This window comes from Allobosea sp., from assembly GCF_030695125.1.
Taxonomy (GTDB): Bacteria; Pseudomonadota; Alphaproteobacteria; order Rhizobiales; family Beijerinckiaceae; genus Allobosea.
In genome coordinates, this window is the sequence record NZ_JAUYTP010000045.1 from 132,600 (window position 1) to 157,547 (window position 24,948).

The 24,948-nt window shown below is 68.6% G+C and carries 25 protein-coding genes; 18 read left to right on the forward strand and 7 right to left on the reverse strand.

Going from position 1 to position 24,948, the window contains the following annotated elements; all coding sequences use genetic code 11:
• Positions 1-27 precede the first annotated feature (27 nt).
• Positions 28-396, reverse strand: a complete 369-nt coding sequence (locus Q8S38_RS16770) for a cell division protein ZapA (RefSeq protein WP_305681514.1) — start codon at positions 394-396, stop codon at positions 28-30.
• A gap of 12 nt (positions 397-408) precedes the next feature.
• Complete coding sequence (locus Q8S38_RS16775; protein WP_371125904.1) at positions 409-786, reverse strand: DUF4164 domain-containing protein; 378 nt, start codon at positions 784-786, stop codon at positions 409-411.
• Positions 787-1,122: 336 nt separating this feature from the next.
• On the opposite strand from Q8S38_RS16775, the gene tkt reads away from it, so the two are divergent.
• The 6 genes from tkt to fba all read left to right on the forward strand — a co-directional run bounded on the left by tkt (position 1,123) and on the right by fba (position 7,507).
• Complete coding sequence (gene tkt, locus Q8S38_RS16780; RefSeq protein ID WP_305681515.1) at positions 1,123-3,120, forward strand: transketolase; 1,998 nt, start codon at positions 1,123-1,125, stop codon at positions 3,118-3,120.
• 177 nt (positions 3,121-3,297) lie between these two features.
• On the forward strand, positions 3,298-4,308 hold the full coding sequence (gene gap / locus Q8S38_RS16785) for a type I glyceraldehyde-3-phosphate dehydrogenase (protein ID WP_305681516.1): 1,011 nt from the start codon (positions 3,298-3,300) through the stop codon (positions 4,306-4,308).
• Between the two features lie 70 nt (positions 4,309-4,378).
• Positions 4,379-4,825 carry a hypothetical protein gene (locus tag Q8S38_RS16790; protein WP_305681517.1) on the forward strand — a complete coding sequence of 149 codons (447 nt, stop codon included), beginning with the start codon at positions 4,379-4,381 and terminating at the stop codon, positions 4,823-4,825.
• 8 nt (positions 4,826-4,833) lie between these two features.
• Complete coding sequence (locus Q8S38_RS16795) at positions 4,834-6,027, forward strand: phosphoglycerate kinase (protein WP_305681566.1); 1,194 nt, start codon at positions 4,834-4,836, stop codon at positions 6,025-6,027.
• 67 nt (positions 6,028-6,094) lie between these two features.
• Positions 6,095-6,340, forward strand: a complete 246-nt coding sequence (locus Q8S38_RS16800) for a hypothetical protein (RefSeq protein WP_291826362.1) — start codon at positions 6,095-6,097, stop codon at positions 6,338-6,340.
• A 90-nt stretch (positions 6,341-6,430) separates the two neighbouring features.
• Positions 6,431-7,507 carry a class II fructose-bisphosphate aldolase gene (gene fba, locus Q8S38_RS16805; protein WP_305681518.1) on the forward strand — a complete coding sequence of 359 codons (1,077 nt, stop codon included), beginning with the start codon at positions 6,431-6,433 and terminating at the stop codon, positions 7,505-7,507.
• A gap of 153 nt (positions 7,508-7,660) precedes the next feature.
• On the opposite strand, the gene Q8S38_RS16810 is transcribed toward fba, so the two are convergent.
• Positions 7,661-9,664, reverse strand: coding sequence for a PhoX family protein (locus Q8S38_RS16810; RefSeq protein WP_305681519.1), 2,004 nt, complete (start codon positions 9,662-9,664; stop codon positions 7,661-7,663).
• Between the two features lie 200 nt (positions 9,665-9,864).
• On the opposite strand from Q8S38_RS16810, the gene Q8S38_RS16815 reads away from it, so the two are divergent.
• The 9 genes from Q8S38_RS16815 to Q8S38_RS16855 all read left to right on the forward strand — a co-directional run bounded on the left by Q8S38_RS16815 (position 9,865) and on the right by Q8S38_RS16855 (position 17,627).
• Positions 9,865-11,019, forward strand: a complete 1,155-nt coding sequence (locus Q8S38_RS16815; RefSeq protein ID WP_305681520.1) for a benzoate/H(+) symporter BenE family transporter — start codon at positions 9,865-9,867, stop codon at positions 11,017-11,019.
• A complete protein-coding gene (locus Q8S38_RS16820; protein ID WP_305681521.1) occupies positions 11,016-11,669 on the forward strand; it encodes a thiamine phosphate synthase in 654 nt (217 codons plus the stop codon). Before Q8S38_RS16815 ends, Q8S38_RS16820 begins: the two co-directional genes overlap by 4 nt.
• Positions 11,666-12,607, forward strand: a complete 942-nt coding sequence (locus Q8S38_RS16825) for a tetratricopeptide repeat protein (protein ID WP_305681522.1) — start codon at positions 11,666-11,668, stop codon at positions 12,605-12,607. The genes Q8S38_RS16820 and Q8S38_RS16825 overlap by 4 nt, the downstream gene beginning before the upstream one ends.
• A 145-nt stretch (positions 12,608-12,752) precedes the next feature.
• Positions 12,753-13,538, forward strand: coding sequence for an inositol monophosphatase family protein (locus tag Q8S38_RS16830; RefSeq protein WP_305681523.1), 786 nt, complete (start codon positions 12,753-12,755; stop codon positions 13,536-13,538).
• Between the two features lie 120 nt (positions 13,539-13,658).
• A complete protein-coding gene (locus Q8S38_RS16835) occupies positions 13,659-14,678 on the forward strand; it encodes a flagellar motor protein MotA (protein ID WP_305681524.1) in 1,020 nt (339 codons plus the stop codon).
• Positions 14,679-14,867: 189 nt separating this feature from the next.
• Positions 14,868-15,884, forward strand: a complete 1,017-nt coding sequence (locus tag Q8S38_RS16840) for a peptidoglycan -binding protein (RefSeq protein WP_305681525.1) — start codon at positions 14,868-14,870, stop codon at positions 15,882-15,884.
• Positions 15,881-16,216, forward strand: coding sequence for a c-type cytochrome (locus tag Q8S38_RS16845; RefSeq protein WP_305681526.1), 336 nt, complete (start codon positions 15,881-15,883; stop codon positions 16,214-16,216). Before Q8S38_RS16840 ends, Q8S38_RS16845 begins: the two co-directional genes overlap by 4 nt.
• A gap of 23 nt (positions 16,217-16,239) precedes the next feature.
• Positions 16,240-17,088 (forward strand): urea carboxylase-associated family protein, encoded by an 849-nt coding sequence (locus Q8S38_RS16850; RefSeq protein WP_305681527.1) that lies wholly within the window; start codon positions 16,240-16,242, stop codon positions 17,086-17,088.
• Positions 17,089-17,222: 134 nt separating this feature from the next.
• Positions 17,223-17,627 (forward strand): DUF1036 domain-containing protein, encoded by a 405-nt coding sequence (locus tag Q8S38_RS16855; protein WP_305681567.1) that lies wholly within the window; start codon positions 17,223-17,225, stop codon positions 17,625-17,627.
• Between the two features lie 22 nt (positions 17,628-17,649).
• Here the strand turns inward: Q8S38_RS16855 and Q8S38_RS16860 are convergent, their stop codons facing one another.
• A complete protein-coding gene (locus Q8S38_RS16860; RefSeq protein WP_371125905.1) occupies positions 17,650-19,428 on the reverse strand; it encodes an ABC transporter transmembrane domain-containing protein in 1,779 nt (592 codons plus the stop codon).
• Between the two features lie 149 nt (positions 19,429-19,577).
• Between Q8S38_RS16860 and rpmE the strand changes: the two genes are divergently transcribed.
• Complete coding sequence (rpmE, locus tag Q8S38_RS16865; protein ID WP_305681528.1) at positions 19,578-19,814, forward strand: 50S ribosomal protein L31; 237 nt, start codon at positions 19,578-19,580, stop codon at positions 19,812-19,814.
• A 134-nt stretch (positions 19,815-19,948) separates the two neighbouring features.
• Here rpmE and rcdA read toward each other — a convergent pair whose 3' ends face one another.
• Positions 19,949-20,476 (reverse strand): protease adaptor protein RcdA, encoded by a 528-nt coding sequence (gene rcdA / locus Q8S38_RS16870; RefSeq protein ID WP_305681529.1) that lies wholly within the window; start codon positions 20,474-20,476, stop codon positions 19,949-19,951.
• A 290-nt stretch (positions 20,477-20,766) separates the two neighbouring features.
• Positions 20,767-20,967, reverse strand: coding sequence for a DUF1192 domain-containing protein (locus Q8S38_RS16875; protein WP_305681530.1), 201 nt, complete (start codon positions 20,965-20,967; stop codon positions 20,767-20,769).
• A gap of 260 nt (positions 20,968-21,227) precedes the next feature.
• Between Q8S38_RS16875 and Q8S38_RS16880 the strand changes: the two genes are divergently transcribed.
• Positions 21,228-21,953, forward strand: coding sequence for a DUF1013 domain-containing protein (locus tag Q8S38_RS16880; protein WP_305681531.1), 726 nt, complete (start codon positions 21,228-21,230; stop codon positions 21,951-21,953).
• Positions 21,954-21,999: 46 nt separating this feature from the next.
• Positions 22,000-22,884, forward strand: a complete 885-nt coding sequence (locus Q8S38_RS16885; protein ID WP_305681532.1) for an MBL fold metallo-hydrolase — start codon at positions 22,000-22,002, stop codon at positions 22,882-22,884.
• 22 nt (positions 22,885-22,906) lie between these two features.
• Here the strand turns inward: Q8S38_RS16885 and Q8S38_RS16890 are convergent, their stop codons facing one another.
• Positions 22,907-24,817, reverse strand: coding sequence for a propionyl-CoA synthetase (locus Q8S38_RS16890; protein WP_305681533.1), 1,911 nt, complete (start codon positions 24,815-24,817; stop codon positions 22,907-22,909).
• Positions 24,818-24,948: the final 131 nt, after the last annotated feature.

The following is a 24,948-nucleotide window of genomic DNA, read 5'->3' on the forward strand; positions in this document are numbered from 1 at the left end:
TGCGCCGGCAAAGCGCCAGTGCCGCTTTCACCCCACCGCGCCCGGAAGCAGGCTTCTGGCAATCCCCTCGATCCGCTCGGCCGCGCCGACGAGCGCTTCGGCCGCCCGCTCCTCGATCTCGCCCAGGCGCTGGTCGGCCGCGCCGGCGTCACCCTTGAGCAGCGCGAGGTCGGCCTCCAGCCGGGCCACGCGCCGCTGCAGTTCGGAGGCCTCGTCGGCCACCATCAGCGCCGCCATGACATGCAGGCGCATGTCGCCGATCTCGCCGAAGGCCTGGCGCATCTCCTGGATCTTGCCGTCATAGACGCGGGCAAGCCCTTCCAGATGCGGCTCCTCGCCCTCCCCGCACGCCATGCGGTAGGCCTTGCCGGCGATGGTGACGTTGACTTGCGGCATGGCGCTCTCCGCTCAGTGCTCGCGGTTGCCGGAGCCGGCCAGCGCTGTCTCCGGATAGGCGTGTTCGCGGTCGCCATCCGCCCCGACCGCGTCCTGCGGCTCGGCCTCTGCGCCGGTCTGCGCCCGCGCGATCACGGCACCGATGACGGTCATGGCGCGCTCCAGCCGCTGATCGACATCGGCGGCCGCCGTCTCGACATCGCCGAGCTTCGCCGTTGCGCCATCGAGTTCGGCCGCCAGCCTCGCCCTGTCGTCCTGCATCAGCGCCAGTTCGGTCTCCAGGTTGGCCCTGCCCCGCTCGGCCTCGACACGCCGCCGCGCCGCGGCCTCCAATTGGCCCAACGCACCGTCGAGGCGGGCCAGGGCATTCTCCAGCATCAGGCTCGCCACCGTCGCTCTCCTTCAGATCGAAGCCGGCTCACACGATTCGTGCGACCCTAGACCAACTCGCCCGAAAACGGGAATCCTGCCCAAAAAGATGCCAGCCGATCACAGGCACTTGGGCGAAGCTGTTGCGTTAGCACTTGCAGCAGGCCCCATTGCGGCGCAGCGAAAACGGGCCTGCGCCGGCCCCCGGCGAATTGACTCGCACCGAGCCAGCGGCCTAATCCGGGCCACCATTCGAAGCGATAAAGCGCAATCCAACATCGGACCGTGGCCGGCCTGCCGCACGCGCAGGATTTGGCCTCGACGTCCTCCTCCCGCCAGCCGGAGCCTGAGACCATCATGACCACGACCGACCGTGCCCAGCACGACAAGCTCGCCAACGCCATCCGCGGTCTCGCGATGGACGGCGTCGAGCAGGCCAAGTCCGGCCATCCCGGCCTGCCGATGGGCGCAGCCGACGTCGCGACCGTGCTGTTCACCCGCGTCATGAAGTATGACGCCACCGATCCGCGCTGGCCCGACCGCGACCGCTTCGTGCTCTCGGCAGGCCACGGCTCGATGCTGCTCTACGCCCTGCTCTATCTGACCGGCGTACCGGGGATGGAACTGGCGGACCTGAAGAAGTTCCGGCAGCTGGAGTCGAAGACGCCCGGCCACCCCGAGAACTTCATGACGCTCGGCGTCGAGACGACGACCGGCCCGCTCGGCCAGGGCCTCGCCACCGCCGTCGGCATGGCGATGGCGGAGCGCATGCTCGCAGCCGAGTTCGGCAGGAAGGTCGTCGATCACCACACCTATGTGCTGGCCTCCGACGGCGATCTGATGGAAGGCATCAGCCACGAGGCGATCGCGCTCGCCGGCCACCAGAAGCTCAACAAGCTGATCGTGCTGTGGGACGACAACGGCATCTCGATCGATGGGCCGCTCTCGATCTCCGACAATGTCGACCAGATCGCCCGCTTCAAGGCCTGCGGCTGGCGCGCAGAGCGTGTCGACGGCCATGACCCCGACGCGATCGAGGCCGCGATCCGCCGCGCCCAGAAGTCCGGCAAGCCGACCATGATCGCCTGCAAGACGGTGATCGGCTTCGGCGCGCCCAAGAAGGCGGGCACCTCCAAGGCCCATGGCGAGCCGCTCGGTGCCGAGGAACTCGCCGCCGCCAAGAAGGCGCTCGGCATCACCGGCGGCGCCTTCGAGATCGCGTCCGACGTGCTGAAGGCCTGGCGAGAGGCCGGGAAGGCGGGCGCCAACGAGCATGCCAGCTGGCGCAGCCGCTTCGGCCTGCTCTCCGAGCGTAAGCGCGCCGAGTTCGACCGGCGTCAGGTCCATGGCGTGCCGGCCAAGCTCGACAAGGCGATCCTCGCCCACAAGAAGGCCCTGATCGCCGCCCCGCAGGCCGTGGCCACCCGCAAGGCCTCGGAGCTGGCGCTCGAGGCCATCACCGCGGTGATGCCGGAACTCGTCATGGGGTCGGCCGACCTTACCCCGTCCAACAACACCCGCACCAAGGCCGCCGAGGACTTCACGCCCAAGACGCCGAAGGGCCGCTATGTCCGCTACGGCATCCGCGAGCACGGCATGGCTGCGGCGATGAACGGCATCACCCTGCATGGCGGCTTCCGCACCGGCGGCGGTACCTTCCTCGTCTTCGCCGACTATGCCCGCCCCTCGATGCGCCTTGCCGCCCTGATGGGGCTGCCGATCGTCTACGTCATGACCCATGACTCGATCGGGCTGGGCGAGGACGGGCCGACGCACCAGCCGGTCGAGCAGATCGCGTCGCTGCGCTGCATGCCGAACATGCATGTCTTCCGCCCTGCGGACGCGATCGAGACCGCGGAAGCCTGGCAGTTCGCGATCGAGAACACCAAGGGCCCGACGGTCCTGGCCCTCTCGCGCCAGAACCTGCCGCAGCTGCGCACCGACGCCACCGCCACCAACCGTTCGGCCAGGGGCGCCTACGAGCTTCTGGCGGCCGAGGGCGGCAAGGCCCAGGTCTCGCTCTTCGCCTCGGGCTCCGAGGTCGAACTCGCGGTCGCCGCCCGCAAGCTGCTCTCCGAAAAGGGCGTCCGGGCGCGGGTCGTCTCCGTGCCCTCGCTCGAACTGCTGCTGGCGCAGGACGAGGCCTCGCAGGCCGCCATCATCGGCGATGCTCCCATCAAGATCGCAGTCGAGGCCGGCGTCCGCTTCGGCTGGGATGCGGTGATCGGCGATGACGGCGTCTTCGTCGGCATGTCCTCCTTCGGCGCCAGCGGCCCCTACAAGGAGGTCTACAAGCATTTCGGCATCACCGCCGAAGCCGTGGTCGACGCCGCGATGAAGCGCCACAACGGCTGACACGTCGTCATTGCGAGCGAAGCGAAACAATCCAGACGGCGTAGCGCCCTACCGCTCCTGGATTGCATCGTTGATGCCTGCAATGACGGATTTTCACTTGCGTTCGGTCACGCTTTGGCCGAATTGCCCGCGTGAATGGCGTGCGAACGCCGGGCTTCGGCGAAGGAGAGCTTTGAGATGACGGTCAAGGTGGCGATCAACGGCTTCGGCCGCATCGGGCGCAACGTTCTGCGCGCGATCATCGAGTCGAAGCGCAAGGACATCGAGGTCGTCGCGATCAACGATCTCGGCCCGGTCGAGACCAACGCCCATCTCTTCCGCTTCGACAGCGTCCATGGCCGCTTCCCCGGCACGGTGACCGTCTCCGGCGACACGATCGATGTCGGCCGCGGCCCGATCAAGGTCACCGCCGTGCGCGACCCCAAGGATCTGCCGCACAAGGCGCTCGGCGTCGACATCGCGCTCGAATGCACCGGCATCTTCACCACCAGGGAGAAGGCCTCGGCCCATCTCGCGGCCGGCGCCAAGCGCGTTCTGGTCTCGGCCCCCTGCGACGGCGCCGACCTCACGGTCGTCTTCGGTGTCAACAACGGCCAGCTCACCAGCGACCATGTCGTGGTCTCGAACGCGTCCTGCACCACCAACTGCCTCGCGCCGGTCGTGCGCGTGCTTCATGACGCGGTCGGCATCGACAAGGGCTTCATGACCACGATCCATGCCTATACCGGCGACCAGCCGACGCTGGACACCATGCACAAGGATCTCTACCGCGGCCGCGCCGCCGCGCTCTCGATGATCCCGACCTCGACCGGCGCCGCCAAGGCGATCGGCCTGGTCATCCCCGAGCTGAAGGGGCGTCTCGACGGCTCCTCGGTGCGCGTGCCGACCCCCAACGTCTCGATGGTGGACTTCAAGTTCATCGCCAAGCGCAAGACCACGGTCGAGAAGATCAACGATGCGATCCTCAAGGCGAGCAAGCGCGGCCCGCTCAAGGGCATCCTCGCCGTGACCGACCAGCCCAACGTCTCGATCGACTTCAACCACGATCCGGCCTCGTCGACCTTCGCGCTCGACCAGACCAAGGTCATGGACGACAAGTTCGTCAGCATCGTCGCCTGGTACGACAACGAGTGGGGCTTCTCGAACCGCATGAGCGACACCGCCGTCGCCATGGGCAAGCTGCTCTGATCGCACGCCCTTCCGAGGCCGCGCCGCACCGGCGCGGCCTCGCTCCTGTCTCGAATCGAACGGAACGACCATGGCCAAGATCGAGCCGACCGTCGCATCGCCTGCCGACACCGCGATGCCGACGACCGTCACCGCCGCAGCGGGCTATGGGACACCGGCGATCGTCGGCGGCACCGAGGCCGCCCCGATGACGGAGCCGCGCCAGCTCGACCAGCTCTCCCGCATCGAGGAGAAGGCGGCCCGCATCGAGGAGAAGTTCGCCCGCTACGAGGCCGTGCTGACCCGCGCCGAGGCCTCGCTGGAGCGCAGCGCCCAGAAGGTCGACGCCGCCGCCGGAACCATGGATTTCGCCGCCATCCGCGGCGAGATCGCCGCGCTCCGCGACCGTGTCGATGCGACGCCGCGCGCCGCCACGCTCTTCACCACGGCTATCGTCACCGCGGTCCTGACCGTCGTCCTGACCATCCTGGTGCTGCGCTTCGGCGTGCCCGGCCTGATGCCCAGGCTCCTGCCGTGAGCGTTGCCGTGACCGCCTTCAAGACCCTCGACGACGCCGACCTCGCCGGCCAGCGCGCGCTGGTGCGCGTTGATCTCAACGTCCCGATGGAGGACGGCAAGGTCACCGACACCACCCGCATCGACCGCATCCTGCCGACCATCCGTGAGATGTCGCAGAAGGGCGCCAAGGTCATTCTGCTCGCCCATTTCGGCCGCCCCAAGGGCCCCGACACCCAGAACAGCCTGAAGCAGGTCGTACCGGCGCTGGCCCATGCGCTCGGGTCCCCCGTGACCTTCGTGGACGACTGCATCGGCGACGACGTTGCCAAGGCCGCCGCGGCCGCGAAGAACGGCGATGTCCTGCTGCTCGAGAACACCCGCTTTCACGCCGGCGACGAGAAGAACGACCCCGATTTCGTCAAGGCGCTGGCCGCCAATGGCGATCTCTTCGTCAACGACGCCTTCTCGGCCGCCCACCGTGCGCACGCCTCGACGGAAGGGCTCGCCCATGTCCTGCCGGCCTTTGCCGGCCGCACCATGCAGGCCGAGCTGGAGGCGCTCTCCGCCGGCCTCGACAATCCCGCCCGCCCGGTCATGGCGATCGTCGGCGGCGCCAAGGTCTCGACCAAGCTCGACCTGCTCGGCAACCTCGTCAGGAAAGTCGACGTCCTCGCCATCGGCGGCGGCATGGCCAACACCTTCCTCGCCGCGCGCGGCGTCGATGTCGGCAAGTCGCTCTGCGAGCACGACCTCGTCGCCACCGCCCGCGAGATCGAGGCCAAGGCGAAAGCTGCCGGCTGCGAGATCCTGCTCCCGGTCGATGCGCTGGTCGCGCGCGAGTTCAAGGCCAACCCCGGCCATCGCGTCGTGCCGGTCGGCGATGTCGCGGCCGACGAGATGATCCTCGACGCCGGCCCGATGAGCGTCGCCGAGGTCGTACTCAAGCTCGACCATGTGAAGACGCTGGTCTGGAACGGGCCTTTCGGCGCCTTCGAACTGCCGCCCTTCGACACCGCCACCGTCACTGTTGCCAGGGCGGCCGCCGCGCGCGTCAAGGCGGGCAAGCTCGTCGCGGTCGCCGGCGGCGGCGACACCGTCTCGGCGATGAACCATGCCGGTGTGGCAGACGACCTGACCTACGTCTCGACCGCCGGTGGCGCCTTCCTCGAATGGATGGAAGGCAAGCCGCTGCCGGGGGTGGAGGCGCTGCGGAAGGGCTGAACGGCCCTGCCGTTTGCAGCAGGGCTTGTTTATGCTATGTTCTCGTCGCTTTTCGGAGAGAGCGGCGATGAGCGAGAACGTCCAGACAGCGATGTTTGAGATCCTGAAGTCGATTCAGGCGAAGCTCGTCGAGCATGACCAGCGCTTCGATGCCGTCGAGAAGCGCTTCGACGAAATGGGCGACCTCATTCGCAAACACCGCCGCGACACCGCCGGACTCATGGTGATGGCCAAGTCGACCGCCGGACAGTTCGCCGAGGACCTCGCCGCCGTCGAGGAGCGGGTACGCGTTCTGGAAGCGCGCGGCCTCTGATTTTAAGGGCTTTTCCCGCTTTCGCTTTACCTTTGTCGCAGTTGGCTTTTAAACGCTCCCCATATCCATTGCCTCAAGGGGAGTGCCAACGTGGCCCGTATCACGCTTCGCCAACTGCTCGACCATGCCGCCGAGAACGACTACGGCGTGCCCGCCTTCAACATCAACAACATGGAGCAGGCGCTGGCGATCATGGCGGCCGCGGACGCCACCGACGCGCCCGTCATCATCCAGGCCTCGCGCGGCGCCCGCAGCTACGCCAACGACATCATGCTCAAGCACATGATGGACGCGGTCACCGAGATCTACCCGCACATCCCCGTCTGCGTGCATCTCGACCACGGCAACGAGCCGGCGACCTGCATGACCGCGATCCAGGCCGGCTTCACCTCGGTGATGATGGACGGCTCGCTCAAGGCCGACGGCAAGACCCCCGGCGACTGGGACTACAATGTCGGCGTCACCCGCACCGTCACCGAGATGGCCCATCTCGGCGGCATCTCCGTCGAGGGCGAGCTCGGCGTGCTCGGCTCGCTGGAATCCGGCGAGGGCGAGAAGGAGGATGGCCACGGCTTCGAGGGCAAGCTCTCGCATGACCAGCTCCTGACCAACCCCGACGAGGCCGTGAAGTTCGTCGCCGAGACCAAGGTCGATGCGCTCGCCATCGCCATGGGCACCTCGCACGGCGCCTACAAATTCACCCGCAAGCCCGACGGCGCGATCCTGGCGATGAACGTCATCGAGGAGATCCACAAGAAGCTGCCGAGCATGCACCTCGTCATGCACGGCTCGTCCTCCGTGCCGCAGGATCTCCAGGACATCATCAACCAGTATGGCGGCAAGATGCCCCAGACCTGGGGCGTGCCGGTCGAAGAGATCCAGCGCGGCATCAAGCACGGCGTCCGCAAGATCAACATCGACACCGACAACCGCATGGCGATGACCGGCCAGATCCGGAAGATCCTCTCCGAGCATCCCGGCGAGTTCGACCCGCGCAAATACCTGAAGCCCGCCATGGAGGCGATGACCAAGCTCTGCAAGCAGCGCCTGCAGGAGTTCAACACCGCCGGCCAGGCCAGCAAGATCAAGCGCGTCGCGACCACCGCCGAAATGGCCAAGCGCTATGCCAAGGGCGAGCTCGATCCCACCTTCGGCAAGGCCGCTTGACGCCCCGCAGACCATCGTTGTCATTCCGGGGCGGCCCGCAGGGCCGAACCCGGAACCCACGACCGGGCGAACCCGGTCGCAATCGCTTCGGCCACGCAGACCCGGTCGTGGGTTCCGGGTTCTTCGCTACGCGAACCCCCGGAATGACAGGCATCAAACCCCGATCTTGCCGCCGCCCTTCTTGGTGATCGCCACAACCGACGGCCGCACCGGCATGTCGGGCTTGAAGTCCGGCCAGCGCGTCGAGAGATCCTCGTAATAGGAGCGGCGGCCGAAGGCCGGCCAATCAGGGCCGTCGTCGCCGGGGTGCTGCACGGCCACGAAGGCCGTCGTGTCGTCGGGCGTAAAGCAGGGGCCGCAGAGCTCGGCGCCATGCGGCACGCGGTAGAACAGCTTCGAGGTCCGGCGCGCGCCGCCCTCCGTGTCGACCGCCCAGAGCCCGTCGGTGCGCCCGGTGACGTCGGGGCCGTTGCCGTCGGTCGAGACCCAGAGGCGCCCGGCGGAATCGACCACCGAATTGTCGGGCATGCCGAACCAGCCGCTCTTGGTCGTGTCGGTGGAAAAGGTCGCTCCGACCGCGGCCACGGACGGGTCGCCGCATTTCAGCAGGATTTCCCAGCGGCCAGTGGGGGCGGTGTGGTCGCCGCCCTCCTCGATGATCTCGATGATATGCCCGAAGGCGTTCTTGGCGCGCGGATTGGCGGCGTCGATCTGCGCGTCGGTGCGGCGCGTGTTGTTGGTCAGCATGACATAGACCTTGCCCGTCACCGGGTTGGGCGTGATGTCCTCGGGTCGGTCCATCTTGGTCGCGCCGAGTAGGTCGCCGGCGCGGCGGGCCTCGATCAGCACGTCGGCCTGGCTCTGGAAACCGTTGGCGGCGGTGAGCGGGCCCTGCCCGAACACGAGCGGCAGCCATTCGACGGTGCCCCCAGCCGCAAATTTCGCGACATAGAGCGTGCCGGTGTCGAGCAGGTCCATGTTGGCGGCGCGGTTGGCGCCGTCGAAGCGGCCCGCCGTGACGAATTTGTAGACGTAGTCGAAGCGCTCGTCGTCGCCGAGATAGGCGACGACGCGGCCGTCCTTCGCCACGATCATGTCCGCGCCCTCATGCTTGAAGCGCCCGAGCGCCGTGCGCTTCTTCGGCACGGAGGTCGGATCGAACGGGTCGACCTCGATCACCCAGCCGAAGCGGTTCGCCTCATTGGGCTCCTTCGCCAGGTCGAAGCGCTCCTCGAAGCGGCCCCAGGCGTAAGGCGAGGACGGGATCGCCAGGCGCTTGTAGTTGACTTCCTCGCGATGGCCCTCCGGCAGCTTGCCGGAGAAATAGCCGTGGAAGTTCTCCTCGCCCGAGACGAAGGTGCCCCAGGGTGTCATCGCGCCGGCGCAGTTGTTGAGCGTGCCGAGAACCTTGCGGCCGCTGGCATCGACGCCGGTCTTGACCCGGTCCGTTCCCGCGACGGGCCCCGAGAGCTGCATCTCGGTGGCGACCGTGATCCGGCGGTTGAGCTTCGAGTCCTTCACCAGCGCCCATTTGCCGTCGGCGCGGCGGATCTCGGCGACGGTGGCGCCATGCGCCATCGCCTCGATCCTGAAGCGCTCCGGCGTCGCGCTCTTCAGGACCGGCTTGCCGTCCTTCATCTCGACGACGCCCGGGAACATCAGATGCGGGTTGGTGTATTCGTGATTGACGAAGAGCACGCCATGGGCGGAGGGATCGGCCGCGCCCGGCATCGGCAGATAGCCGACGAAGTCGTTGTTGTAGCCGAACTGCTGTCCTTGCGCCTCCGGCGTCTGTTTCGCCGGGTCGAAGGCGGGCGCGCTGGGGGTGATCGGGTCGCCCCAGCGCAGCAGGACCTGCGCGTCATAGCCCTCGGCGACGTGATGGTCGGCATCGACGCCCGCCTCGACCTCCTTGAAGGAAAAGGCCGAGCCGCCGGCCTGGGCCCTCGCCGCATCGGCAGTCGCCAGCGCCACCGTGCCGACGGTCGCGGAGATCGCGGACACCGCCAGCGCCCCCTTCAGCAGCCCGCGGCGGGAGAACCGGGCCGAGATCAGCTCGCCCATCGTCGCATTGTCGCTGAGGTTCTGCGGCGTCGCATCCTCATGTTCGAGCAGGCTGGCGCCGAAGGTCGATTCGTAGGGGGTCTCGTCGGTCATGGGATCATTCCTGGCGAGGGATCAGATTGGCATTGGAGGAATGCGAACGATAGGCGGTTGCGGTGACGCCGACGTGACGAGGGCTGCAGCCGCAATTCGCACCGGGCATGACGGCTGCTCGCGCAAGCCCTTCCGGCTCGCGGTGCTTTCTGATTGAACAGGCCCCCGCCCCGCCGCCCCCGGCCGCCGACAGGTCCTGCATGTCGATCGTCTTTTCAGCCTTCGTCGCGACCTTCGTCGGCTTCGCCGCCTCGGTCGCGGTCGTGCTGGCGGCCGCGCAGGCGCTGGGTGCGACGCCCGGCCAGACGGTGTCCTGGGTCGCGGGGCTCGCGCTGGCCAAGGGCGCGGCCAGCCTCTGGTTGTCCTGGCGCCACCGCCTGCCGATCATCTGTGCCTGGTCGACGCCCGGCGCCGCCCTGATCGCCGCAACCAGCGGGCTGGACATGGGCGCCGCCGTCGGTGCCTTCCTGGTCGCCGCAGTGCTGATGATGCTGACCGCCGCGCTGCGGCCGCTCGGCGCGCTGGTCGAGCGCATCCCGATGCCGATCGCCGCCGCGATGCTGGCCGGGGTGATCTTCCGCTTCGTCGTCGCCGTCTTCGACGAGATGCGGGTCTCGCCCGGCCTCGTCCTGCCGCTGCTGGCGGTGTTTCTGGTGGCCCGGCTGATCAACCCTCTGCTCGGCGTCATCGCCGCCCTCGGCGCCGGCCTCGCTTTGTCCTTCGCCGGCGGGCTCGCGACCTGGCCGGCAGGCGGTCTGTCGCTGACCGGCCTCGAATTCGTCACACCGCGCCTCGATATCGCGGCGATGCTCGGCATCGGCATACCCCTCTATCTCGTCACCATGGCGGCGCAGAACCTGCCGGGCTTCGCCGTGCTGCGGGCGGCGGGCTATCGCCCCCCGGTCGCGTCCTGCCTGTTCGCCACGGGGCTCGCCTCGTTCCTGACCGCGCCCTTCGGCGCCCATATGGTCAACATGGCCGCGATATCAGCCTCGATCTGCACCGGTCCCGACACCCATCCCGATCCCGCCCAGCGCTGGAAGGCCGGCATCGTCTATGGCCTCGCCTGGCTCGCCATCGCCGCCACGGCCGGGCTGCTGCTCGCCCTCATCGTCGCCATGCCCAAGGCGGTGATCGTCGCGGTGGCGGGGTTGGGCCTGGTCGGCTCGCTGACCGGCGCACTGGCCCAGGCGACCTCCTCCGACAGCCATCGCTTCGCCGCGGTCGTCGCCTTTGCCGTCGCCGCCTCCAGCCTGACGCTGTTTGGCGTCGGTTCGGCCTTCTGGAGCCTGGTGGCGGGCCTCGGAGTCTTGACATTGGACGCCATCGCGGGCCGTTTGCGCGCACGATCATGACCAGACAATCTCCCCCCACCCGCCTGATGCTCGTCACCCCGCCTGTCGCGGATGCCGATGCGATGGCCTTCAAGCTGATGCAGGCCCAGGCCGGCGGCGATATCGCCGCCATCCTGCTGCGTCTCACGGATGGCGACGAGCGCAGCCGCATCGAACGCGTCAAGCGCCTCGCCGGTCCCGTGCAGGCGGCCAATGTCGCGCTGGTCGTCGAGGGCTCGGCCCTGGTCGCCGCGCGCGGCGGCGCCGACGGCGTCCATCTCACCGGTGGCCCTGAAGCCGTGGCCGAGGCGCGCTCCAGCCTGAAGGGCGAGCGCATCATCGGCGCCGGCGGGCTGCGCGCCCGGCACGATGCCATGGATATCGGCGAGGCCGGCGTCGACTACGTGATGTTCGGCGACCCCCGTCCCGATGGCAGCCTGCCGCCGCTGGCGGCCGTGATCGAGCGGGCCGGCTGGTGGGCCGAGATCTTCGAGACGCCCTGCGTCGCCTATGCGCCGGATGCCGAATCGGTGCCGGCGCTGGTCGAGACCGGGGCGGAGTTCATCGCGCTCGGAGACTGGGCCTTCGCGGAGGGGCAGGACATCCGCGCCCTGGTCGCGCAGGCCAACGAGGCCATCTCCGCCTGCGCCAGCCGGAAGGCGGGCAAATGAAGCGGCCTGGCCGCGGCCTCGCCAGCCTCGTTCTGATGAGCGGCCTGCTGCTGACTGCCCCGGCCTTCGCGCCGCCCGCCGCCGCCGCCGAGCGCGATGTCGCCTATGCCGCCTACCAGACCGGGCATTACCGCCGCGCCCTGAGCGAGGCGCTGAAGCGAATCGAGGCCGACAGCACGGACGCAGCCGCGATGACGCTGCTCGGCGAGCTCTACCGGCAGGGGCTCGGCGTGCGCCCCGACCAGAAGATCGCCACCGAATGGTATGAGCGGGCCGCCGCGCGCGGCGACGTCAACGCGACCTATGCGCTGGCGATCGCGTTGCTCGACGAGGCCAGCGGCCGACGCGACCCCGCCCGCGCCGGCGTCCTCCTGCGCCAGGCCGCGGCGGCCGGCCACGCCGCCGCCAATTATAACCTCGCCCTCGCCCTGCTCGCCACCGGCCAGCCGGAGGATGACGGCCGCGCCGTCAAGAATCTCGAGATCGCCGCCAAGGGCGGCATTCCCGACGCGCTGCATGCGCTCGCCACCCTGGCGAAACAGGGCCGTGGCATGCCCAGGAGCGACATCCAGGCGGCGCAGTGGATGGCCCAGGCGGCCACCGCCGGCTACCTGCCTGCCGAGATCGAATATGCGATCATGCTGTTCAACGGCACCGGCGTCGCCGCCGACGAAACCGCCGCCGCCAAGCTTTTCCTGCGCGCCGCCGGCAAGGGCAACCCGATCGCCCAAAACCGCATCGCCCGGCTCTACCAGAGCGGCCGCGGCATTCCCCCGGACTCGATCGAGGCGGCGGCCTGGCACCTGGCCGCCCGCGCACGCGGCCTCGACGACCCCGCGCTGGCCCAGCTCTTCGACCGCCTCAACCCCGAGCAGCAGGGCCGCGCCGCCCGCCTCGCCGCCGACCGGATCGAGGGCGCGGCCTTGACGTCGCCCTGACAGGCGAGCAAGGGACGGGCGAGTTTTCTCAAGCCCTCCGCCCGAGCGTGCCTCCGCGCCTCGGACCATGGGCTCGCTGTCTGAACCGGATGCTCGCCTGCCGACATCCGCCTGCTGCGCCGAAGCGGCGCGAACGAGGTTACCGATGATCCGCTCCCCCTTGATGACCGTGATGACCGACGCCGTGATGAAGGCGTCCCGCTCCCTGAAGCGCGATTTCGGCGAGGTCGAGAACCTGCAGGTCCTGGCCAAGGGGCCGGGCGACTTCGTCTCCAAGGCCGACACCAAGGCCGAGGAAATCATCCGCGCCGCGCTGGAGAAGGCGCGCCCGGGTTATGGCTTCGTGATGGAGGAGGCCGGCGCCGTCCCCGGCACCGACGAGAGCAACCGCTGGCACATCGACCCGCTCGACGGCACCCACAACTTCCTGCGCGGCGTCCCGCACTGGAACATCTCGGTGGCGCTGGAGCGCGACAACCAGTTCATCGCCGGCGTCATCTACGACGCCGCCAAGGACGAGCTCTTCATCGCCGAGAAGGGCAAGGGCGCCTATGTCAACAACCGCCGCATGCGCGTCTCGGGCCGCCGCGAGCCGACCGAGATGCTGATCGGCATGGGCGTGCCCCATATCGGCAAGGGCGGCCATCCGCTCTTCCTGCGCGAACTCGGCGCGGTGATGACGCGCTTCTCCAATGTCCGCCGCATGGGCTGCGCCGCGCTCGACATCGCCTATGTCGCGGCCGGGCGTTTCGACGGCTATTGGGAGCGCGACCTCAACACCTGGGACTTCGCGGCGGGCGCCGTGATGATCCGCGAGGCTGGCGGCACCTTCGGCACGCTCGACGGCAAGCAGCCGACGATGGCGCGCGACATCATCTGCGGCAACGAGGTCGGCGAGCAGGCCCTGCGCGCTGCGCTGAAGGCGGCCTGAATTGCGCCGCGGCGCGGCAGCAGCTCGCCATCCCGTCATATCTCTTTGATCTTTCGCGCTTGATCATCGCGGCAGGGGAAGCGACAGTCCCCCCGCAAGATGGCGAACGGAAGATTAAGCATGGCGAACGAGGATTTGGCGGCCGGGACAGAGACGGCCGCGCCGGCGCGGGAGGAGAGCCGCTTCTCGCGCCCCCTGCGCTACGTCATCCGCGCGGTCGTGTTCCTGGCGCTGATCGGCTTCCTCGGCTTCATCCTGCAGGCCGGGCTGGTCACCGCCTTCATGACCAATCCGGGCCTGAACGGCCTGATCCTTGGCGCGCTCTTCGTCGGCGTGCTGATCGCGCTGCGCGAGCTCTGGCGCATCCACAGCGAAGCCCGCGCCGCGACGCGGCTCGCCGCCGCCCCCGCCCAGGCGCAGATCAGGCGCGGCGAGGTCATCGCGCCGCTCGGCCCCGTTCTCTCGGCGCTGGAAAGCCGCAGCCTCGCCCCGTCCCAGGCCGCCAGCGTCCTCGAATCGATCGCTGTGCGGCTCGACGACGGCCGCGAGGTGCTGCGCTATCTCGGCGGGCTTCTGGTGTTCCTCGGCCTGCTCGGCACCTTCTGGGGCCTGCTCGACACCGTCTCCTCGGTCGGCAACGTCATCAAGTCGCTGCGCACCGGCGCGGAAGCCGGCGTGCTGTTCGACGAGCTCAAGGCCGGCCTCGCCGCCCCGCTCGCCGGCATGGGCCTGTCCTTCTCGTCCTCGCTCTTCGGCATCGCCGGCTCGCTGATCCTCGGTTTCCTCGAACTGCAGGTCGCGCAGGCGCAGCGCCGCTTCCGCAACGAGGTCGAGAGCTGGCTCGGCACCCGCACCGCCGCGGCCGGGACCTCGCCCATCGCGGGGCTGCGGCCCCTGACCGGAGACCCGCTCGCCGACAGGCTCGACAAGCTCGGCGCCGCGATGACAGAGAGCGGGGCCAACAACCGCGCCGCCACCCAGGCGCTGGCCAGCCTCGCCGAGGGCATCCAGGGCCTCGTCCAGCATATGCGCTCCGAGCAGCAGCTCATCCGCGACTGGGTCGAGGCGCAGGCCTCGCGCGAGAAGGACCTCAAGCGCCTGCTGGAACGCCTCACCGCCGACAATGTGATGGAGCCGTGATGCGGCGTGCTCGCCCCATGACCGCGATCAGCGCGCTGTCCAAAAGCGCCCCGTCGTCCCGGGCGGAGCGTAGCGCAGACCCGGGATCCATTCCGGAACGGGTCAGGAATGGATCCCGGGTCTCCCTTCGGTCGCCCGGGATGACGACGCGTTTAAGCAAGCCGTCGATCTAAGGGACACGGAAACACCATGGCCCTCTCCCGCTCCCACCGCCGCGACGAGGTCAATTTCTGGCCGGGCTTCGTCGATGCGCTCTCGACGATGCTGATCGGTATCGTCTTCCTGCTCTCGGTCTTCGTGCTCGGGCAATTCTTCCTGTCGCAGGAGCTCACCGGCAAGGACACGGCGCTCGACCGGCTCAACCGCCAGATTTCGGAACTGACCGACCTGCTGGCACTGGAGCGCTCCTCCAACCGGCAGGCGCAGGAAAACCTGCAATTGCTGCAATCGTCGCTGACCCGCGAGCAGAGCGAGCGCGGCCGCATCCAGGACATGCTGAACGCCCAGCCCGGCAACCAGGCCGCCCAGCTCGGCGAGGCGCAGAAGGCGCTGGAGTCCGAAAGGCAGCTCTCGGCCCGCGCCCAGGCCACAGTCGACATGGTCAACCAGCAGATCGTCGCGATGCGCCGCCAGCTCGCCGCGCTGGAGGAGGCGCTCGGCGCCTCCGAGGCGAAGGACAAGGAATCGCAGGCCCGCATCTCCGAGCTCGGCTCGCGCCTCAACGTCGCGCTGGCCCAGCGTGTCCAGGAACTGGCGCGCTACCGCTCGGACTTCTTCGGCCGCCTGCGCCAGGTGCTCGGCACCAGGCCCGACATCCGCGTCGTCGGCGACCGTTTCGTCTTCCAGTCCGAGGTCTTCTTCGACGCCGGCCAGGCCGTCCTGAAGCCGGAAGGACGCGGCGAGCTCGACAAGCTCGGCGCCATCATCGCCGATCTCGGCCGCGAAATGCCGCCGGACATCCCGTGGATCCTGCGCGTCGACGGCCACACCGACAACCGGCCCATCCGCTCGGCCCAGTTCCCGTCGAACTGGCACCTGTCGGCCGGCCGCGCCATCGCGGTCGTCGAATATCTGGTGACCAAGGGCATCCCGGCCGATCGCATCGCCGCCACCGGCTTCGGCGACAACCAGCCGCTCGACGTCGCCAACACCGACGACGCCTGGCGCCGCAACCGCCGCATCGAATTCAAGATCACCGAGCGATGAGGCGGCCCATCGCCCAGCGCGCGCGCCGCCTGCGATTTGCGACGGGACTAGCGCTGGCCTGTGTTCTGACACTGGCCGCTGGCTCGGCCCGGGCCGAGCCCCGCCAGTCGGCCGTCGAGAACTGCGCCGCCTGCCATGGCCTGGACGGCATCGCGCGCGACACCGAGGTGCCCCATCTCGCCGGGCAGAACGAGCGCTATCTCTTCAACCAGATGATGGCGTTCCGGACGGGCAAGCGCGCCCATAAGGAGATGCGCTACATGGCGCGCAACATGAGCGTCGAGGAGATCGCGGCGCTCGCCGCCTATTACGCGGCGCTGCCGCCGCGCTGACCGGCCGATCGGGGGACAAGGACATGACCACAGCCGAGCCCGCCGACGCCGCGCAACGCCGCGCAACGCCCCCGACGGTCTGCTACCCCGTCGAGAGCCTGCCGAAGCCCGACATGGCGCTGCTGACGCAGGCCCGGCAGCAGCTGACGAAGATCGACGAGGTTCTGGTCGCGCCCCGCGACGCAGAGGCCTTCCACGTCCCTGCCGGCCACTTCTTCCGCATCGTCGGCGTGAACGGCCCGCAGGTCGGCGATCTCAACCTCTGGAATGCGCATGACCTCACGGAGCGGTTCTTCAGCGGCAAGACGCGCCAGCTCCACGCCACCCATGTCTCGACGGGCGACCGGCTCTGGAGCAGCATGCCGTCCTTGCGGCCCCTGGCGACGATCACCCACGACACGCTGGCCTGGTATGGCTGGGACGAGGATGGCGGCGGCATCCACGACGTCATCGGCACGCGCTGCGACCCCTACACCAACCGCCTGCTCTCGGGCGGCGACTACCATCATTGCTGCCATTCCAACCTGACGCGGGCTCTGGCGAAGGCGAAGGGGCTGCCGGTGAAGGAGGCCGAGAGGCATGTCCACGACGTGCTCAACGTCTTCATGTGCACCGGCTTCACCCGCGACACGCACCAGTATTTCATGAAGGCGAGCCCGGTCCGCCCGGGCGACTACATCGAGTTCTTCGCCGAGATCGACCTGCTCGGCGCGCTCTCGGCCTGCCCCGGCGGCGATTGCAGCACGACCCATTCCAGCGACGTCGCCGCCTGCTACCCCCTCAAGGTCGAGATCTTCCGCACCGAGCCGGAGCTGCTGGCGGGCTGGGCCTCGCCGGAGCCCAGCGCCTATCCACGCACGCACGGGCTCTGAGGCGCCAGAACCCGACGCGCAGCCCCTCGGCGGACGCCCAAACGTCGCGTTTGACAAAGCTGCCCTTGCGGAAGTCAGATCGGTCGGGACGGAGTGGGTTCCGCGGGGGGATTTTGATGAGGATAGCAGCCTTGGTGGCCTTCGCCGCCGTGATGTCGGTCGGTACGCCGGCCCTAGCCCAGCAACAGCAGACCGAGATCGTCTTCTGCAACAAGACCGGATCCAAGATCTTCACCGCGCTGGCCCATGTCCCTCAGACGACCAAGAAATGGACGCTGACCGCCTGGCAGACGATTCCTGCCGGAGGCTGCAAGAGCGTCGCCCGCTGGAACACCGCGCTGTTCTACTACTATGCCGAGAAGGAAGGCCGGACCGTCCACTGGCCGGCCAAGGCCGGCGTCGACAAGACCTTCTGCGTGCCCTCGCGCGCCATCACCCGCGAGATCGTCGGCGGCACCTGCGCCTCGGGCGAACGCAATGTCGGCTTCAAGGGCACCGTGCCGAACGCAGGCAAGTACACCATCAACCTGAACTCCTGAGCGCGGGCCCCCGAGGCGGCGCTCAGGCCGCCTCCAGCCCGAACTGCAGCGCCGCCAGCCGCGCATAGAGCCCGCCGCGCGCCTTGAGCTCGGCGTGCGTCCCCTCCTCGACGACGCGGCCGTCCTCCATCACCAGAATGCGGTCGGCCGAGAGGATGGTGGCGAGGCGGTGCGCCACGACCAGCGTGGTGCGGCCCTTCATCAGCGCGTCCAGCGCATCCTGCACCGCGCGCTCGCTTTCGGAATCGAGCGCGCTCGTCGCCTCGTCGAGCAGCAGGATCGGTGCGTCCTTCAGCACCGCGCGCGCGATCGCCAGCCGCTGTCGCTGCCCGCCCGACAATGTCACGCCGCGCTCGCCGACGACGGTGTCGTAGCCATCAGGCAACGCCCGGATGAAGACGTCGGCAGCCGCAAGCCGCGCCGCCTCCTCGACCTGCGCCAGCGTGGCCTCGGGGCGGCCATAGGCGATGTTGTCGCGCACCGAGACGCCGAACACGGTCGGCTCCTGCGGCACCAGCGCGAAGCGCTCGCGCCAGGCCTCGGGGTCGGCCTGGGGCGCGGCGACGCCGTCGACGACGACCCGGCCTGAGGCCGGATCGAAGAAGCGCAGCGCCAATTGCAGCACCGTGCTCTTGCCCGCTCCCGACGGGCCGACCAGCGCGACGCGCTCGCCGGGCCGCACCGTGAAGCTGAGCTGCGACAGCGCCGAGACGCTGCGGCCGGGATAGCTGAAGGCGACGTTCTCGAAGGCGAGTTCGCCGCGCGGCGGCTGCGGCATCGCCACCGGGTTGGGCGGCGCCGCGATGGCGGGCTTCATCGCCAGGATCTCGCCGAGCCGCCCCGCTGCGCCAGCGGCAGCGGAAATCTCGCCATAGACCTCGGAGAGCTGCCCGAGCGAGCTCGCCGCCAGCACCGCATAGAGCAGGAACTGCGACAGCCGCCCGCCGGTCATGCGGCCCTCGAACACCTCGGTCGCCCCGGTCCAGAGCACCCAGACGACGCTCGCGCTGACCAGGAAGATCGCCACGCCCGACAACAGCGCGCGCGAGGCGGTCGCCGCCCGCGAGGCGCCATAGGCCTCATCGGACGCCGATGCAAAGCGCGCCGCCGTCTGCCGCGAGGCGCCGAAGGACTGCATCGTGCGGATCGCGCCGACCGCCTCCGAAGCGAACGCCGAAGCGTCGGCCAGCCGGTCCTGCGCCGCCCGGGCGCGCTTGCGCACCGAGCGCCCGGAGAAGACCAGCGGCAGCACGATCAGCGGGATCGCCCCGATCACGATCGCCGAGAGCTGCGGGCTGGTGGCCACCATCAGCGAAAGGGCGCCGATCGTCATGATCGCATTGCGCAGCGCGATCGAGGCCGTCGAGCCGAAGGTCGACTTGATCTGCGTTGTGTCGGCCGTCAGCCGCGACACCAGATCGCCGGCCCGGCTCGAATCGAAGAAGGCCGGCTCCAGCCGCGTCAGATGCGAGAACACGTCGGCGCGCAGATCGGCAACGATGCGCTCGCCAACCGTCATCACCAGATAGAACCGCGCCGAACTCGCCAGCGCCAGCACCGCCACGACGACGATCAGCAGGATGAAATAGCTGTTGGCCAGTTGCTGCTCACCGGCCGAGAACCCGACATCGATCACCCGGCGCACTGCCATCGGCAAGGCCAGCGTGGCCGCCGAGGCGATGACCAGCGCCAGCAGAGCCAGGCCGATCCGCCCCTTGTTCTTCAACGCATAAGGCCAGAACGAAGCCAGCGAGCGGAAATCGGGCCGGGCCTTCTTGTCGTCTTTTTGGTGCTCGGGCACGCGTCTTTGTCCTGTCCTGCTTGCACTGTCGGCCCGGCTGCGATATGGGCAAGCCACTCCACGACAGGCTCATACGAATTATTCGACGGGCCGGGCAGGCTTGCCTGCTTGTCGACCACGCCCGTTTATCGACGTTTGAGGATTTAGCCATGGCCAAGACCGGCATCCATCCCGACTACCACACCATCAAGGTCGTCATGACCAATGGCACGGAATACTTCACGCGTTCGACGCTCGGCAAGGAGGGCGACACCCTCAACCTCGACATCGACCCGACGACGCACCCGGCCTGGACCGGCGGCACCCAGCACATGCTGGACCGCGGCGGCCGCGTTTCGCGCTTCAACTCGCGCTTCTCCGCGATCGGCGCGCTCGGCAAGAAGTGAACGTCAGGCCGTGACCTGACAGCGGGCAGCCTCGCCTGTCCTGATCTGAATCAAAACGGCCCGGTCTTTCGACCGGGCCGTTTTCGCTTGAACCTTTGCTGACGGCGTGACGCCGTGTCGCAAGCGGGCGGCGCTCAGCGCGCCATGCCGAGACGGGCGTGGAGGTTGGCGAGCTGGTCCTGAACCGGATTGGCCTTCTCGATAGGCGCCTGCGCCGACATCTGGCCTTCGAGATGGCGGATGCGTGCCTGCAGCCGGAAGGAGTGCTCCATCAGGTCGCGAAGGCCCTGCGGCAGCCCCTCGGTCTCGAGCTGGACTGCCGAGACCATGTGCTCGGGAATGCGGACCTTGTCGTTTTCGGCGCGCGCCTGCTCGGCCGTCATCTCGCCCTCGGCCACGGCCCGCTGCACCAGCAGCCAGGAGGCGATCTGCATCAGCCGCGTCGTCAGGCGCATGCTCTCGGTGGCGTAGCTCAGCGCCACCTCGCGCGGCAAAGCCGCCGATTCAGCCCGGCCCGGCCCGTCGAGATAGGCGGCGGTCTGCTCGACGAGGCCCATCCCCTCGCGAAACAGCACCATGAAGGCGTCGGATTTCACGAAGCCCCGGGCGAAGGAGATCGCGCCATCATCGGCATCGGTTTCACGAATCAACAGGTCGGTCATGGCATTGTCTCCCATCGGCACAACACCGTACTCGCTTGGCACGCGTCACGGCTCATGCCGTGGTTGTCGCAAGGATAGCGCCGATGCTCCGGACCTGCGACGGTAGGGTATCGTTAACCTTAACGCCGCTACAGATCAAAAAAAGAGCCGCCCGAAGGCGGCTCGAAGGTCAACAGGGAGGCGTCAAACAGAGCGGGCAGGAGCCACTCACATCCAGACAATCTGGATGTGACGATTCATACTTTGGAATCGTTAAGCAGCCGTTAACGACGGCCGAAGCTGCCGCTTTTTCAGTCGGATTTTCGGAAGAACGCGTCCGCCGCGCTGCGCGAGGCGGCTTTTTTCGCCCGCGCCTCGGCGAGCCGTTCGATCTCGTGCTGCAGCGCCGCCACCCGCAGGTCGATCTCCTCGAGCGACAGCATCGACAGATCCTGCCCGATCTCGTGGACCGACTTCGGCTTCGGGCGGTCGTCGTCGGGAAACAGCGACATGGCGAACTCCGGTTGCGCGGAAACGGCGCAGATTAGAGGCGATGCCGCGCCGGCGCCACCGCCGCTTCCAGCGCCGCCAGCCGCGCTCCGGTTGTGCTTTTTCTTGGACAGCCGGCCCCGCCTCGCCTATAAGCCGCGCCATCCTGTTCATCGTCGATGATGTGGATGGCCGGCCGAAGAGGCCGGTCGGCGCCCGAGAGCTATTGTCCGCGACGTTGCCCCGGCCGAGCGCCGGCTTTCGAAATTCAGGAGACATCCCCGTGTCGTTACCCCCGCTGATGCCGAAGGCCACCGCGGTCTGGCTGGTCGAGAACACGTCCCTGACCTTCGAGCAGATCGCCGAGTTCTGCAAACTTCACCCGCTCGAAGTGCGCGGCATCGCCGATGGCGAAGTCGCCGCCGGCATCAAGGGGCTGGACCCGATCAACTCCGGGCAGCTGACCCGCGAGGAACTCGAGCGCGCCGCCGCCAACCCGGCCCACCACCTCAAGCTCGCCGAGCGCAAGGTGAAGGTGCCGGAGATGAAGAAGGCCAAGGGCCCGCGCTACACCCCCGTCTCCAAGCGCCAGGACCGCCCCAACGCCATTCTCTGGCTGCTGCGCAACCACCCCGAGCTCAAGGACGCGCAGGTCATCCGCCTGATCGGCACGACCAAGTCGACGATCGCGCAGATCCGCGACCGCACGCACTGGAACGCCCAGACCCTGTCGCCGATCGACCCGGTCAGCCTCGGCCTGTGCTCGCAGATCGATCTCGACTTCGAGGTCGGCCGCGCCGCCAAGGACCGCCCGGCGGTCATCGCCGAAATCGGCTCGACCCTGCTGCCGACGGAGGAGACCACGGCGCCCGAGCCCGCGCCGCTCAACCAGACCTTCGCCGACATGGGCAAGCCCAAGCGCGAGGAAGAGGCCGCGATCGACGTCAATTCGGTCTTCGCCAAGCTCAAGCAGATGAAGCGTCCGGTCGACGAGGACGACGACGCCTGAGCGGCCGCTTCTTGCCGATGAGATCTCGCTCTGGCACGCTTCGGGCATGAGCGCCGGCCTCGCCTTCACCTTTCTGGGAACCGGCGCACCGCCCGTCAGCCTGCGGCGCGCCGGTCCCTCGCATCTCGTCGAGGCCGGCGGCTGCAAGCTGCTGATCGATTGCGGTTCGGGTGTCAGCCAGCGGCTTGTCGCGGCCGGGCATCGCGGCGCGGACATCGATCTGCTCATCGTCACCCATGAGCATTCCGACCATCTGGTCGACTTCTATCAGCTCGTCATCTCGTCCTGGCACCAGGGCCGGAACCGCCCCTGGCGCGTGCTGGCGCCGGCCCCCGCGCTCGCCAATCTGCGGGGCCAGTACGAGGCTTTCGCGCGCGAGCGCGCTTTGCGCATCGCCTTCGAGCAGCGTCCCGATGCCAGCGGCCTCGATGTCGTCTTCGAAGGGTTGCAGGAGGGGCCGGTCGCCGGACTCGAGGGCCTCTCCGTGACGGCATTCCTGGTGGACCACAAACCGGTGGAACCGGCCTTCGGGCTGACGCTGAGCGACGGCACGAGCCGGATCGTTTTCTCCGGGGACACCCGCCTCACCCCGACCCTCGAGCAGGCCGCCGAGAATTGCGATCTGCTCGTCAGCGAAGTCTATGTCGAGAGCCAGATGCCCGTCGTCGCCGGCATCCGCACGGCCGCCACCGTCGCAGCCGTGAAGAGCTACCATATGACGCCGCAGGTGGTGGGCGACCTGGCGCGCTCGCGCGCCGCCAGGGCCCTGGCGATCACGCACATCGTGCCGCCCGGCGCCGATACCGCACTGCTTGCCGAGGAAATTCGCGCGAGCGGCTATGCCGGGCCGCTGATCATCGGCGAGGATCTGATGCGGCTGGAGTTGCCGCAGCGCCTGCTCCGGTGGAACGGCGCGACCATCGGCTTCTAGCCCGGCGATCCGCTCCCGCGCCCTACCCCAGCCCCTTCGCCTTCAGCGCCAGCCCGATCTCGTCCAGCACGGCGGGGTCCTCGATCGTCGCCGGCATGGCGTAATCCTCGCCATCGGCGATCTTCTTCATCGTCGCGCGCAGGATCTTGCCGGAGCGCGTCTTGGGCAGCCGCCCGACCGTCAGCGCCAGCCGGAAGGCGGCGACCGGGCCGATCTTCTCGCGCACCAGCGCCACCAGTTCGCGCTCGACCGCATCCGGGCTCTGGGTGATGCCGGATTTCAGCACGACGAAGCCGCAGGGCTGCTCGCCCTTGATCGTGTCGCGGATGCCGACGACGGCGCATTCCGCCACCGCCGGATGCGAGGCCAGCACCTCCTCCATGCCGCCCGTCGAGAGGCGATGGCCGGCGACATTGATGATGTCGTCGGTGCGCCCCATGATGAAGACGTAGCCGTCGGCGTCGATGAAGCCGGCATCCGAGGTGTTGTAGAAGCCCGGGAAGGCCGCGAGGTAGGATTCGACGAAGCGCTCGTCGGCCTGCCACAGCGTCGGCAAGGCGCAGGGCGGCAGCGGCAGCTTGATGACGATCGCGCCCATCGTGCCGGCCGGCACCGGCCGCCCGCCCTCGTCGACGCATTGCACGTCGTAGCCCGGCATCGGCACCGTCGGGGAGCCCGGCTTCACCGGCAGCAGTTCCAGCCCGATCGGATTTCCGACGATTGGCGAGCCGGTCTCGGTCTGCCACCAATGGTCGATCACCGGCACCTTCAGGATGTCCTGCGCCCAGACCAGCGTGTCGGGGTCGGCCCGCTCGCCCGCCAGGAACAGCGCCCGGAACCGCGAAAGGTCATAGGCCGGCAGCAGCGTCGCCTGCGGATCCTCCTTGCGGATGGCGCGGAAGGCGGTGGGCGCCGTGAACAGCACGACCGCCTTGTGCTCGGCGATCAGCCGCCAGAAGGCGCCGGCATCGGGCGTGCCGACCGGCTTGCCCTCGTAGAGCACCGAGGTCGCGCCCTGGATCAGCGGCGCGTAGACGATGTAGCTGTGGCCGACGACCCAGCCGACATCCGACGCCGTGATCATCACCTCGCCCGGCTTCACGCCGTAGAGATTGTCCATCGTCCACTTCAGCGCGACCATGTGGCCGCCATTGTCGCGCACCACGCCCTTGGGCTTACCCGTCGTGCCGGAGGTGTAGAGGATGTAGAGCGGGTCGGTCGCCGCGACGGGGACGCATTCGGCCCGTCGCCCCTGCGCCTTGGCGGCCGCGACCAGCATGCGCCAGTTCTTGTCGCGGGTGGCGTGCATCGACGCCTCGACCTGAGGCCGCTGCAGGATCAGGCAGGTCTGCGGCTTGTGCGCGGAGAGCTCGATGGCCTGGTCGAGCAGCGGCTTGTATTCGACGACGCGGCTGGGCTCGATGCCGCAGGTCGCGGCCAGGATGACCTTGGGCGTCGCATCCTCGATGCGCGTCGCCAGTTCCTTGGCCGCAAATCCGCCGAACACGACCGAATGCACCGCGCCGATGCGGGCGCAGGCGAGCATGGCGAAGGCCGCTTCCGGCACCATCGGCATGTAGAGGACGACGCGGTCGCCCTTGCCGACGCCGAGATCCTGCAGCACCGCCGCGAGCGCCCCGACCTCGTCCAGCATCTGCGCATAGGTGAAGACGCTCTTGCTGCCCGTGACCGGGCTGTCATGGATCAGCGCCGGCTGCTCGCCGCGCCCGTCGCGCACATGCCGGTCGAGGGCGTTGAAGCAGGTGTTGCAGGTCGCGTCCGGGAACCAGCGGCCATAGGCGCCCTGGGCGGCATCGAAGATGCGCTGCGGCGGCGAGATCCAGTCGATCGTCCGGGCGGCCTCCGCCCAGAACCCCTCCGGATCAGCCTGCCAGCGCCCATAGACCTCGCCGTAGCGGCCCTGCTCCGTCATGGCACCCTCCCCTCGCTTTTTTGTTGTCGCCATCCCTTCACAGAGGCGCCGACCGCCGTCGAGAGCGACTTTCGCACATGACGCCCCTGCACCCTTGATCTTCTACCGCGCTTCGGGAAATGCCACGGTTG